10 protein-coding genes and 2 pseudogenes are annotated in these 12,677 nt (G+C 68.5%); 5 read left to right on the top strand and 7 right to left on the bottom strand.

Translation table 11 applies throughout. The features are described from left to right. Window positions 1-53 precede the first annotated feature (53 nt). The 4 genes and pseudogenes from ABZ642_RS33995 to ABZ642_RS34010 all read right to left on the bottom strand — a co-directional run. Window positions 54-605: a hypothetical protein gene (locus ABZ642_RS33995; RefSeq protein ID WP_360491089.1), complete on the bottom strand. Its 552-nt coding sequence runs from the start codon at window positions 603-605 to the stop codon at window positions 54-56. Between the two features lie 357 nt (window positions 606-962). Beyond that, window positions 963-1,502: a hypothetical protein gene (locus ABZ642_RS34000; RefSeq protein WP_360491092.1), complete on the bottom strand. Its 540-nt coding sequence runs from the start codon at window positions 1,500-1,502 to the stop codon at window positions 963-965. After that, entirely contained in the window at window positions 1,495-1,725 is a 231-nt protein-coding gene (locus ABZ642_RS34005) for a hypothetical protein (protein ID WP_360491095.1), read from the bottom strand. The genes ABZ642_RS34000 and ABZ642_RS34005 overlap by 8 nt, the downstream gene beginning before the upstream one ends. Before the next feature lie 720 nt (window positions 1,726-2,445). Further along, window positions 2,446-2,751 (bottom strand): annotated as a pseudogene (locus ABZ642_RS34010) (DUF6251 family protein); the annotation flags it as partial. 54 nt (window positions 2,752-2,805) lie between these two features. Between ABZ642_RS34010 and ABZ642_RS34015 the strand changes: the two are divergent. After that, window positions 2,806-3,686 (top strand): IS5 family transposase gene (locus ABZ642_RS34015; RefSeq protein ID WP_360491098.1). Its coding sequence is split into 2 segments (ribosomal slippage): window positions 2,806-3,166 and window positions 3,166-3,686, totalling 882 coding nucleotides; the frame shifts between segments, so codons are not numbered across the junction. 71 nt (window positions 3,687-3,757) lie between these two features. Then, complete coding sequence (locus ABZ642_RS34020) at window positions 3,758-4,051, top strand: hypothetical protein (RefSeq protein ID WP_360491101.1); 294 nt, start codon at window positions 3,758-3,760, stop codon at window positions 4,049-4,051. Window positions 4,052-4,094: 43 nt separating this feature from the next. On the opposite strand, the pseudogene ABZ642_RS34025 reads toward ABZ642_RS34020, so the two are convergent. Further along, window positions 4,095-4,358: pseudogene (locus tag ABZ642_RS34025) on the bottom strand (TetR/AcrR family transcriptional regulator); the annotation flags it as partial. 21 nt (window positions 4,359-4,379) lie between these two features. Further along, the gene (locus ABZ642_RS34030; protein WP_360491104.1) at window positions 4,380-4,820 is read right to left on the bottom strand and encodes a helix-turn-helix domain-containing protein; all 441 of its coding nucleotides are present in this window, start codon (window positions 4,818-4,820) and stop codon (window positions 4,380-4,382) included. 555 nt (window positions 4,821-5,375) lie between these two features. Between ABZ642_RS34030 and ABZ642_RS34035 the strand changes: the two genes are divergently transcribed. Beyond that, window positions 5,376-6,077, top strand: a complete 702-nt coding sequence (locus ABZ642_RS34035; RefSeq protein ID WP_360491107.1) for an SDR family oxidoreductase — start codon at window positions 5,376-5,378, stop codon at window positions 6,075-6,077. A gap of 342 nt (window positions 6,078-6,419) precedes the next feature. After that, window positions 6,420-8,912 (top strand): SpoIIE family protein phosphatase, encoded by a 2,493-nt coding sequence (locus ABZ642_RS34040; protein WP_360491110.1) that lies wholly within the window; start codon window positions 6,420-6,422, stop codon window positions 8,910-8,912. Between the two features lie 1,287 nt (window positions 8,913-10,199). Here ABZ642_RS34040 and ABZ642_RS34045 read toward each other — a convergent pair. Continuing rightward, window positions 10,200-10,433 (bottom strand): hypothetical protein, encoded by a 234-nt coding sequence (locus ABZ642_RS34045; protein ID WP_360491239.1) that lies wholly within the window; start codon window positions 10,431-10,433, stop codon window positions 10,200-10,202. 428 nt (window positions 10,434-10,861) lie between these two features. Here ABZ642_RS34045 and ABZ642_RS34050 point away from each other — a divergent pair, with 428 nt between their 5' ends. Further along, window positions 10,862-12,391, top strand: a complete 1,530-nt coding sequence (locus tag ABZ642_RS34050; protein ID WP_360491113.1) for an FAD-dependent oxidoreductase — start codon at window positions 10,862-10,864, stop codon at window positions 12,389-12,391. Window positions 12,392-12,677: the final 286 nt, after the last annotated feature.

A 12,677-nucleotide genomic window follows, 5' to 3' on the forward strand; every position in this document is an offset into this window, starting at 1 on the left:
CCTGGCACAGGCTTCTCAGAACTACGCGCGCGGCATGGCTCTTGGGACGGCGTTCAGCACTGCCAGAGGAACGCGGCCTCGCTGCAGGGCTGGCAGTGGAAGAGGTAACCTCGGCCCCCGCCGCCGAAGTTCGCGGAGGTGGCGTAGTCGTAACCCTCCTCCAGCTCGGCCGTGAACGTCATGCGGGAGGTGCACGAGGGGCAGTCGGGAGTCTCGTCACCCTGAATCCAGTCAGGCTCGCCGCCCAGCCGTCCGAGGACCGCCTCCTCCGTGGGATTGTCAGCGGGATGGAGGCGCAGAGCGGTCACCGCGCCCAGGAGCGTCTCGCCGTCGGCCGGGACAGTGGCCGGGGTGAGCTCACCGGAGAACAGGTAGGCGCGGTTGGCGCCGGCAGTGGCGTCCCAGTCGTCGCACATCCCGGGATCGTTCTGGCAGAAGAACACCGCGACCATGCCGACGTCGAGGGGTAGATGGGCGAGGAACTGCATGGCCCCACCGCACTCGCGGCACCTCGGCCAGACGAATTCCCCCGGGACGAGAGGGACTCCGCCGGTGCGCGGCGCGGGCGCGTCGGCAGTGGTCTCCCCGTCGTAGATCAGCAGCATGGCCACAGCCTAAGGTCAGCCTTTTGGGTCAGGGATCGGGGTCGGGTTTTCAGTGAGGGCGGCGATCTGACCGAACGCCGGCATGCCGAGACTGACGGCCGTCGATCGCCGGGCCGCTTCGGCGCCGAGCTGAGCCAGCTTGCCCTGGGCGCCGGCGAGGCCGAGCTTCAGACCCTCAACCTCGCCCAGCCAGCCTTCCCGCCCGGCCTCGGCGATCCGCGCGATGAGTTTGGCGCGGATGTCGGCCAGCCGTGCCCGTTGGGTCAGGTCCGGTCGCAGGAGTGAGCATCTGACACAAGCTTCTCTGAACTTTGCTCGGTAATCAGTCAGTTCAGGTGCCGGATCGCCGCGGGCTGGTCAAGGCAGGAGCGGTCGGGTCACGGTCCAGGCGACCAGTCGCTCACGGACCGGGCCAGGAGCCAGGTAGCCGACCAGGCTTTCCAGATGGGCTGTCAGGTTCTTGTGCCGCCTCAGCTCGCGGATCTGGTCGACGGGAAGATCGCGCCAGCCCTCGGCGCGACCGGCGGCGTGTGTGGGCGTCAACGTCAGTGTGTCGAGCGTGTCGGACGCCAGCGCCTCGGGACTCCAGTCGGGGTCCGTGTCATCGGGGCCCAGTCGGTCGATCACCCACGTCCGGAGCATGAAGTCTTGCTGGGCCACCCGCGCAGAGCGTCCCTCGGCGTTGTCGAGCATGCGCCGGTTCGCGAGTAGCGACAGCTTCGCCCACTGGCGACGGGCTTCCTGGGGATGGCTGGAGTTGTAGGCCTGTCCCTGTGCGACGACGCGTGCCGTCTCAAGTTGCTGGCCGCGGGCGTCATGGATGAACGTCTGCAATTGGTCGAGCGTCCACGTGTTCAGATCGCGGCCTGGTTCTTCTCGATATGCGTCGCTACTCAAGGTCCCCACTCCTGGTCGTAGGCATGCCGAGGCTGATGGTGGCGTTCTGTGACTGCCTGTCGATCTGGGGGAGCTTATCCTCGGCGCCGTCAAGGCTGGCCTTGAGTCCTTCGACCTCGCCGAGCCAGCCCTCGCGCTCGGCCTCGGCGATCCGGGCGATGAGGTTGTCGCGGATCTCCTCCGACCGGCCGCGCTGGCCGAGTCCGGTCGGAGGAGCGAGCAACGAACGCAAGCGTGTTCATGAACACAGGGGCTTGAAAAGGCACGAGCGCAGGTGCCGATGGAGACCTTGCGCTTCTCGAAGTGCGCCAGGAAAGCGTCCCATTCCTCCTCGGTGAGGGTCCGATACTCATCGCTGGGTCGGGTGGCCCTGCGGCGGGCGATGAAGGCGTGGTGGGCCTCGATGGTCTCGGCCGGGTAGATCGCCTTATAGCGGTGGGGAGGGGCGGGGCCCTACGCGCACGCGCGCGTAGAGCGGTCGAAAACGGGGCCGCGCAACCCCCTCGCGGGGCCCTGAACGGCCGTTCACGGCCCTGGGGGTGGGACGCGCACACGCGAGGGGGGTCGAACGCCCTGCGGACCGCCTGCGACTTCCGTCTGTTCCTTGGGAGGTTCCGGGCCGTAGCCGGTAGCAGGATGGGGTGGTCGGTGTCATTGCTGGCCGCTGCGAGGAAGGCTTGACCGGATTGTTGGGGACAGCGGATCCTGTGCTCGCTGCGGGGAGCAGCTCGATACGCAGGGGAGTTACATGGCTCAGCGGCGTCCAACCGTGTCCGGCTGCTGGGTGCCCGCCGCGTTTCTGGTGGGATGGACTCTGATCATCGTGGGCGACTTCACCGGTCGGCCGTTGTGGTTGGCGCTCGTGGCGCTGTGCTTCCTGCTGCCGGGTTGTGTCGGGTTGTGGATCAGGAAGCCGAAGCGACGCCCCTGAGCATGCGGTCTGTCAGCGTCCACGGCGCAGGCGCTTGGCGGCGGCCTTGCCGTCGCTTCCGCCGATCGAGCGGACGGCGGTGACCACACCCCAGACCAGAACAGCCGCGAGGAAGGCGAGGATCGCGAGGTTCGCGGCGATCTCGGTCAGGACACCGACCAGGAGCGGGCCGAAGTAGACGCCGGCCGCGACCGCCCCGGCACCGACTCCGGAGCCGAGCGCCAGGCGCTGGACGGTGCGGTCCGGGGGCGCCTGGTGGATGTGGACGACCTGCGGACCAGTCATCTGCTGGACCAGCAGGACGGCGGGATCGGCGTAGGCAGTGTCCGGCGGATCAAGCGACTGTCGGACTGCTGACTCGTTGTTCCCGGCATGGGGCGGGGCGATCTGACGAACGCCGAGTGGGGCCGGTTGGAGCCGCACTCGCCGGCGTCGGGGCAGCGTGGAGGCCGGTGGAGCGATCACCGCAGGGTGATCAACGGGATCTTGTTCCGGGTACGAACGGGCATACTGTGGCGGGACCTTCCGGAGCGTTTCGGCAGGTGGAAAACCGTCTACGAGCGGCACCGGCGTTGGTCGGCGGACGGCACGTGGGACCGGATTCTGCGTGCCGTCCAGGCGGACGCCGAGCGCACTGGCCGGATCGACTGGAGCATGGTCAGCGTCGATTCGACGTCCTGCCGCGCTCATCAGCACGCGGCCGGGGCTCGCAAGAAAAAGCCACGCATCCCGAAAAAAGGAGAACGCCCCGGCACCACCGTCCCGACGAAGGACTCGGACGGTCCCGGGGCGGTCTGACCTGCAAGATCCACCTCGCCGGCGAGGGAGGATGCCGGCCCATGGCCTTCCTGATCACGCCCGGCCAGTGGGGCGACGCGCCGCAGATGATTGAGGTCCTCGAGCGCATCGCCGTTCCCCGACCGCAGGGCGGACGACCGCGCACCAGGCCGGACCAACTCGGCGGCGACAAGGCATACAGCTCACGCCGCAACCGCCGCTACCTGCGAAGACGCCAGATCAAGCACACCATCCCCGAACCGAAGGACCAGCGGGCCCACCGCACAAGACGCGGAAGCAAGGGCGGCCGCCCCGCCGGTTTCGACAGCGAGACCTACAAACGCCGCAACGAGGTCGAGCGGACCATCAACCGCCTCAAGAACTCACGGGCCGTTGCCACCCGCTACGACAAGAGGGCCTACGTCTTCCACGGCACCGTCACCGTCGCCACAATCCGGCTCTGGCTCCACCCGTGAGATGTGCCCTGCACCTGTTACGCACAGAACTCCTCAGCCGTAGCAGCGTCGTCCCATACAGTTCCGAAGGTATGACGGCACTCGTATCCTTCACCTTCGTGCGCCACATCGATGGGCTCCGCTACCACTTCGAACGCGACGGCGAGCACCACGGCCGCCCCGCGTACCGCCGAACGGACGGGAAGGTGTGGTGTGTCTGGTCGCCGACCGACGGCTGGCACTGCGAGATCGCTGACGGCCTCGTGACCGCCCATCCCCTCAACAGCCATGCTGACGAGCCCGAACCCCCGGTCACCGTCTGGCGCAGCTTCAAAAACGATCGCTCCTACCTCTACGACCTACGGCCGCTCGCCTCCGAAGCGTGATCCGCCGGACAGTGCCCAGGGTGGCGATGACGAGTGGGACGACATCATCATCCAACACCCCGTCATTGACGCTCTCCAGCAAGGCGATCGTCAGCGCTTCCAGTCGGGCGCTGAGCACCACGGGTGGCAGGTGGGAATGGAAAACTTCCTCCCGCTGTCCCATCTCCAAAATGTCCGTCGCCGCTTGTCGGATCGGAGCCAGGATTCCCGTTACACGTTCGGGTCCCAGGTGCCTGCGAGCCAGTGCCAAGAGCATCCGGTACCTGTCTCCGACGGGCCACATCCCCAGAAACAGCCGGGCCAGGGCGTAGTGCCCAAACGAAACTGCCTAGCGGGCTACGGCCGTGCGGGCGACCACGTCGGTTAGGGGCACTTCGTGACCGTCTTCGTCGACGAGCGCCACGCGGACGGGTCGACCGGTGGAGCGCGTCTGTCGCAGCGCGGAAGGGCCGGAGGGGCGCGGGCGGTGCTGGTCGCCCCACTGCTGGAGCGCGAGCAGCACGATTCGCAGGTCGCGCCCCGCCTCCGTCAGGTGGTAGCTCTGCCGCGGTCTGCTGCCCGGCACCTGGTAGGTCTGCGTGCAGAGCACGCCGGTCTCGACGAGAAGCTTGAGCCGGGTGCTGAGCAGGTTTGTTGCGATGCCCAGGGATGACTGGATCTCAGCAAACTTGTCTTTGCCGGCGAAGATCTCGCGGAGCACCAGAAGGGTCCAGCGCTCGCCGAGAATCTGCAGGCTGCGTTCGATGGAGCAGGCCGGCTCGTCGTTCATGGAGCCTGACCACTGCCGTTCCGCTGACACCGTCCACCTCCTGCATGGAACCGGGTCCCTCATGTACCTGGCTCGTCTTGGGGAAAAGCCTACTCCCTGGCTTGCACCTTGCAACCCAGGCACCCAGCTGTGGGTCTGCCGGCAGCACCGACGGCAGGCACCTGACTATGGCCACGCCTCTCGCTGCCCCTCTCGGAGCCAGCGCCGCCGCCTCCTCGGCCCTCGAGGGCAGGCCGGCGAATCTCCTCGCCGGTACCACCGCAGTCCGGCCCGCCTGCGGCTTCAGGGGGCACTGCAAGTCGGATCCAAAAGCAGACATAGACTGACTTGTATTTTTAAATCCAGACGCTAGGGTGGAAACCGTAGGCGGCGTGATAGATGCGAGCCGCCCGGGAATGCCGGACCGGATGCGCACACACTTCCGCCCGCACGGGATGTGCGGCTGCGTCCATCGAGCCGGTTTCAGCAGGATGAGTTCCCCGTTCCTGCTCGCCCAAGGAAGAACCCACTTGCCGAGAGCCCGCCCGAACAAGCCGGGCCTGTCGCAAAGGAAGCATGATGGAGATCAAAGGATCAGTCGCCCTGGTGACAGGCGCCAATCGCGGCATCGGCCGCGCATTCGCCCGCTCACTGATCGAGCACGGCGCAGCCAAGGTCTATGCCGGGGTCCGCGACCCGGCCAGCGTGACAGATCACGACCTCCTACCGCTGCGCCTGGACGTCACCGACCAGGCGGACATCGCCGCGTCCGCCGCCATCGCGAACGATGTCTCCATCGTGATCAACAACGCGGGAGTCGGGAGTGGGAGCACTCAACTTCTGGAAGGCACCTTCGACGGCGCGCGCCAGGCGATGGAGGTCAACTTCTTCGGCACCTGGGCGATGGCCCGGGCCTTCGCCCGGGTTCTTGCCCGCAACGGCGGCGGAGCACTGGTCAACATGCTTTCGCTGGCGTCCTGGGCGGGTCAGCCGCAGTTCCCCGGATACGCGGCTTCCAAGGCCGCGCAGTGGTCACTGACGGACTCCCTGCGCCAGGCTCTGCACGCTCAGGGAACCCTCGTGGTCGGGGTGCATGCCGGTTTCGTGGAAACAGATCTCAGCACCTGGACCAACGCATCGAAGATCAGTCCCGTCACCGTGGCCGAGCTGACCATGGAGGCTCTGACCGGCGACCAGTGCGAAGTCCTTGCCGACGAGGAGACGCGGCGCGCCAAGGCCGCACTCTCGCAGCCGGTCAGGGCACCATTCGGCATCTGATCCCTCGCGCCGACCGGCGCCACGTGGTGCACGACCTGATCACCGAGGCAGGGGCGCAGCACCGCCGGTCGAAGCGACCACGGCCGGACACGGCCGGCGCATGAGGTCCTTACGCATGGCGTTCTCGCTCCCCACGCACGTCCGCCCCGAATCTGCCGCCCAGCGGGCGCTCGTGCCGCGACGCGTCGCATCGTGCCGCCGCCAGGTCCGAGAGCGTGAGTCAGGGCCCTCCGGGGACGGCAGCCTCACAACGGCAGGTGACCGGCGCACGAGCGCACACCTCACCATCCGAGCCACCCACCACGGGAGACACGGACAGGGGGCAGACAGAAAGGATGATCGATGCACACTGCCACGGGAGCGGCATTCACCGCCGCCCAGACGGCTGTCAGGGCCTCCGGCGCCGGCGCCGGCATAGCCCTGCTGGATACGGATGGGAGGGTGGTCGGGTGGACGCAGGCCGCCGAGCGGCTTGTCGGTTACGCGCCCGCGGACATGGTAGGCCGCTCCGCTGCCACGCTGCTGGCGGACGGCACGGAGCGGGCGAAGGTATCAGCGTTCTTCAAACAGGGCACTCCTCCAGACCGCTGGTCCGGCATCGCGAAGGTGCATCACCGCGACGGCCACACGATCGAAGTGCAGCTGTGTGTGCAGTCGATGTGCGGGCACGACGGGCGGGCCGGGGTGGTGGTGTCGGCCACCAAGAGGGTCGCGCTCTCACCGATGGGAAACGAAGCTTCGCCCACGTCGCTGCCGACGGCGCTGCACCTTCCCGCCCGCCTGCCGGTCGGTGTGACGATCCGGGACACCCGACTGCGCTGCGCCTGGGCAAACGACACTCAGGGCTCCAAAGACGGCATCCCCCTCAAGCAGCGACTGGGACGCAGACTGACCGAGGCAGCCCCCGGCTCTGAGACCGAAGCCCTCGAGGCTCTGATGCGTCAAGTGCTCGAGAGCGGAGTCCCGGCGGTCAACGTGGAATACCGCGCGTTCATGCCCACTCACATGCGCAGGGCCGGTACGTTGACGGCTTCCATCTTCCGTCTCGACGACGGCCAAGGCCACGCGCTGGGCGTGTGCACCGTGAGCGTAGACGTATCCGACAGCCAGCGGGCGCGTGAGCGGCTCGCGGTCATCGGCGAAGCCAGCCAGAGGATCGGAACCAGCCTGGATGTCATGCGCACCGGGCAGGAGCTGGCAGACCTCGCGGTACCTCTCCTGGCTGACTACGCCACCGTCGATCTGACGGAATCGGTCACACGCGGCAAGGAACCCCCAACCTGCGCCGGTCCGCCCAGCGAGCCCATCCCCCGATTCCTCCGTGCGGGCGTGGCCTCGATCAATCACGGGGCGCCGGAAGCGCTGTCCGCGCGGGGCGAGCCGGTCTTCATCCCGCCGACTTCGCCGTCCGCCGGCGTTCTGTGCTCCGGACAGTCCCACTTCGAGCCGCTACTGGACAATGTCCCCGACAGCACTCGGCCGGATCCCCACGACGACGCAGCCTGGGAACACGAGGTCCGCGCTCACATGCGCGCCCACACGATGCACTCCTTGATGGTCGTCCCGATCCACGCACGGGGGGCTGCACTGGGGGTCGCGACATTCGTGCGGATGGCGGACTCCGTGCCGTTCGAGGAAGACGACCTGCTGCTGGCCGAGGAACTCGTCAGCCGGGCCGCGCTGTCCCTGGACAATGCACGCCAATACGCTCGTGAACGCTCCGCGGCCCTCGCCCTCCAGCGTCACCTGCTCCCCCATCGCGCCACCGGCGGCTCGGCCGCCGACATCGCCTGGAGCTACCTGCCAGCCGACAGCCACCACGGCGTCGGCGGCGACTGGTTCGACGTGATCCCACTGTCCGGCGCCCGCATCGCCCTGGTCGTCGGCGACGTGGTCGGACACGGCATCAACGCCGCCGCCACCATGGGCCAACTCCGCACCGCCGTACGCACCCTCGCCGACATGGACCTGCCCCCAGACCAACTACTGGCCCGTCTCGACGAGCAGGTTATCCGCCTCGCCGAGGAAGACGCCGACCCACAGGACCCGGAACCCGCCATCGTGGGGGCCACCTGCGTGTACGCCGTGTACGACCCGATCACCCGTCAGTGCACGCTCGCGCGGGCCGGCCACCCCTCGCCCGCGGTCATCGACCCGCACGGCGCAGTCACCTTCCTCGACCTGCCCACCGGAGCCCCGCTCGGCCTGGGACTGGTCCCCTTCGAGTCCGTAACCCTGGAACTCCCCGAGCACAGCGTGCTCGCCCTCTACACCGACGGCCTGGTCGAGGATCGCGATCACGACATCGACGTCGGCATGGACCGCTTGAGCACCGCACTGGCCCGCGCCGGCCTCCCACTGGAAGACCTCTGCTCGACCGTGGTGGACACGCTACCTGCCAAGAAGCACAGTGACGATGTCACTCTGCTCCTGGCCCGGACCCAGGCACTCGGACCTGGCCAGACCGCTTCATGGCAGCTTCCGGCCGACCCGGCAGTCGTCAGCCACGCCCGCTCCCTGGCAACCCGTCAGCTGACCCAGTGGGGACTGGAACACCTGGCGGACTCCACGGAACTGATTGTCAGCGAACTCGTCACCAACGCCGTCCGCCACACCACCAGCCCCATAAGCCTGCGCCTCACCCGGCACGACGCGCTCACCTGCGAAGTCTCCGACACCAACAACAGCCACCCGCGCCTGCGCCACCCCGGCATCACCGACGAGAACGGCCGCGGCCTCTTCCTCGTCGACCAGCTGAGCCACAGATGGGGCACCCGCCACACACCTGACGGCAAACTCATCTGGACCGAACAACACCTCACGCCCCGCAGATGAGCCGACCGCCGAACACCCGGCCCCCGACTCGTATGGTGGGCGATCACCGTGCGTGGACAACACGAGGCAAAAGGACCTGGTGGCGGTGGGCGGGCGCGTGCTCGCCGCCTTCCCGGGCTGTTCCGAGAGGTTGCGCAACACCGAGTCCACGGCCTCCACCTTGAGGGTGGCGGTGCTGACATTCACAGCGGGCGTGCGGCGAACTGCCAGGCACGCCGGGTCAGTCACTGGGCAGCAGCTGGTTGACCGTGGAACGAGAGACGCTGGTGATCTGCTCGACGTCGGTGCGACCAGGGTGCACTCGTACTTGGGCGGGCAGTGCTGCGTCACCCTCAGCAGGCTGGCCGGATCGACGTCGGTGTCGCTCTGCTCGATGGTGATGGTGCTGTCTTCTGCTTCCCCGTCGTCCAGTGCGGGGAGTTCTGCGGTCATCTTGAAGCCGTGCAGCCGCAGCCGTGCGCCGTTGTTCGGGTCGTTCGGGTTGACGTCGGCGTGGTGCTTCCAGCCCCCGCGGAAGTCCACGGCGGCCGGGGGGGCCGGATCTTCAAGGGGGTGTTGATGGCAAGCGCGCTGCACGGGATCTCGGCGCCGATCGGAGGAAGCAGGGGCGTGCGGCATTCCGCTGGTTAGCGGGACGGGGACCCGTCATCGCCACCCTTGGGCCTGGCACGCCTCCCACGCGAGCGACATCGTCCGTGCAGACCGCAGATTCACCCCGTTGCGTCTCCCCACTCCACGAGCACCCTTCGGGAGCGAAGCTCTGCTGATGACGTGGCGTATCTGCGTACGGACGTTCACTGGGATCTGCATGTCTCTACGCGGGACAGTCGTTCGGCGGCGACCGCATTTCAGCAGGTGCATTCCGCCGGTTGACCTGTAGGGGCGGGTCGCGGCCGGGGCAGCCGGCACCTGCCCTCCCGGCACGATCCGCCACAGACTCCCGCCGCCGCTCCCGGTACCGCCAGGCGTCCCGGCCGACTCCGGCCACGCACGACGTCACCCGCTCCCCCGGCGCAGGTAGCGCACGATCGGCGAACGCTTCGTCGCGACCGGCCCCTCATGCCACGCAGGCCTGCGTACAGCGACCGTCGACCCGCACGGCGTGTTCGTACCGCAGCTTTGGGGGGCTCGCCTGCGAGGGTGAAGGTGATCCGGGCGCCGTGCAGGTGGGGGCGTCGCCAGCCCCGGGCTTCCCCCGGGACCTCGGCTTCGGGGGTCTGTGCCGTCGGACCGCCGGCGGGTATTGCCGAGATGGGCCCGGAGGGATATCCCCGCCGCTGCCGGGAATCAGCCGCTCAAGCGGCTGCGCAGCATTGCCTTGCCCAGGTCCGCGCCCTTGCGGCTGTCAGCCTGTGCCTTGATGAACAACTCGACCAGTTGTGCGTCCTTCTCCCGCTCGGCGTCCTTGATGAACGTCTCCAGCCGCAAGGCGTTCTCCATGCAGCTCTCGACGTACCAGAGAAGGTTGTAGTCCTTGTCGGCAGTTCCAGTGACGTTTCCGGTCTCCGTGGCGCTGGCCATCATCCTCACTCCGTCCGTGGTGCCGAACCGGGTGTCAACCCGCCGGCCTCGTCGGCCGGACTGGCCGAGTACCCCGGAGGAACACGACGCACCACGGAGCCGGTCACCATGGCGATCGCACCCACCCGACAGTCCCGCGTTTGCCCGGCACCGCCAGCTGTGCGGCGGCGAATTTCCCGGCACGGCCGCCCTTCCCGGTCCCGCCGCCTCTTTCGCCCTTCTCCGGGAGGCTCCCAGCATCGAGCTCTTCAAGGAAAGGCGGACCCTCGCACCCGTCCTGGATCGCGTGGGCGCGGACGTCCGATTCGGCGAGCCGGCCGGCGTGGGCCGGTCAAAGAAGCTGTTCTGCGGCTTCTGACCCAGTTCCGCGTGTCACCTCAGCGTGGCGGGAACCCGGCAGCCATGAGCGCTGAGACAGGGGTATGGCCATGAAGGACGCCGAGGCAGGAATCCGGGGGTCGTACTGGCTTGAGACGGCGCCGCCCGTCGAACCCGCCCCGCCGCCGTCGGGTGACTTCTCTGTAGAGGTCGCCGTGGTCGGCGGCGGCATCGCCGGGCTGAGCACGGCCTGGGAGCTGGTCCGGCAGGGGCATGAGGTGGCGGTGCTGGAGGCGGACCGGCTGGCCGCCGGGGTGACCGGGCACACCACGGCCAAGTTGACCGCCCTGCACACCCTGATCTACGACCACCTGCGCAGGACCCGCGGCCCCGAGGGCGCGCGGCTCTACGCGCTGTCGCAGAGCGAGGCGATCCGGCATGCTGCCGGGATCGTGGCGGAGCTGGGCATCAACTGCGAGTGGGAGGAAGCGGCGGCTTACACCTACGCGCAGAATCCCGGGCGGGTGGCGGAACTGCGTGCGGAAGCACGGGCGGCGCGGGAAGCCGGGCTCCCCGCCGAGTTCGTCACGGAGACTGAGCTGCCCTTCTCGGTGGCCGGGGCGGTCCGGGTGAGCGGGCAGGCCCAGTTCCATCCCCGCAAGTACCTGCTGGCGCTGGCGGACGACCTGCGCCGGCGTGGCGGTGCCGTGTACGAGAGGACGCGGGTCGTGGGCCTCACCGAGGGCGAGCCCTGTGTTCTGAAGACGGACGCGGGGGTGTCGGTGCATGCCGAGAAGGTCGTGGTCGCCACTCACCACCCCGTCTTCGACCGGGCCCTGCTGTTCACCCGGCTCTCCCCGCGCCGCGAGTTGGTCGTGGCCGGGACCATCGACGAGGCCCTGGCCCCGCGCCATATGCACATCACACCGGAGCAGGGCACCCGGTCCGTTCGCAGCGCACCCTACGGGGACGGCAAACGGCTGCTGCTCGTCACTGGCGAACACTTCACACCCGGCGCCGCAGATGTCGACAAGCGGTTCGCCCGGCTCTCCGCCTGGGCCGACGAACACTTCCCCGGGCTCACGATCACTCACCGCTGGGCCACCCAGGACAACGACTCCACCGACTCCGTGCCCCTGGTCGGGCCGCTTCACCACGGCAGCCGCCACTCCTACGTGGCCACCGGTTTCGGCGGGTGGGGTCTGAGCGGCGGCATCATGGCGGGCCGCCTGATCAGCGACCTCGTCGGCGGACGCGAAGTCGAGTGGTCGGGTCTGTACGACCCGCGCCGCCTGGGATCCGTAGCGCGTGAGGGGATGTCCTTCCTGAAGCACCAGGCTCAGGTCGCCCGGCATTTCATCGGCGACCGCCTGCCGGCTCCGACCGGGCCCCGGCCCGAGGACCTCGCACCGGGCGACGGCGCCGTGGTGCGGCACGGCGGACATCACTGCGCAGTCCACCGCGACGAGAGCGGCCGGCTCCAGGCCGTGTCCGCCACCTGCACCCATCTCGGCTGCCTCGTCGCCTTCAACCGCGCCGAACAGGCGTGGGAATGCCCATGCCACGGGTCCCGCTTCGCCCCGGACGGCCGGATCCTCCAGGGGCCCGCCGTAAAACCGCTGGAGAAGCGCGACCTATGAGGGGCACATCGCGGCCCTGCGTGCCGGAGCGCACACAGTGCGGGTCTACGCCCGATTCGACGTGCCCGTGCTCTCACGCGACGGAGGCACCCGCCTGGCCGGGTGGACGACCAAGCGGCCGTCGTCATCGACTCGAACAAGTACTGCCACGCCCTCGTCTCCGTGGACAGCCCACGCGCCAGCGACACACCCTGGTCACCGCACGCGACCACCCGCCACGGCCAAGGTAAGGGTGGGTCAAAACGCCCGGGATACGAGCGCCTCGTACTCCACGTCGGACAGGCTC

This window comes from Streptomyces sp. NPDC007157, assembly GCF_040634235.1.
Lineage (GTDB): Bacteria > Actinomycetota > Actinomycetes > Streptomycetales > Streptomycetaceae > Streptomyces.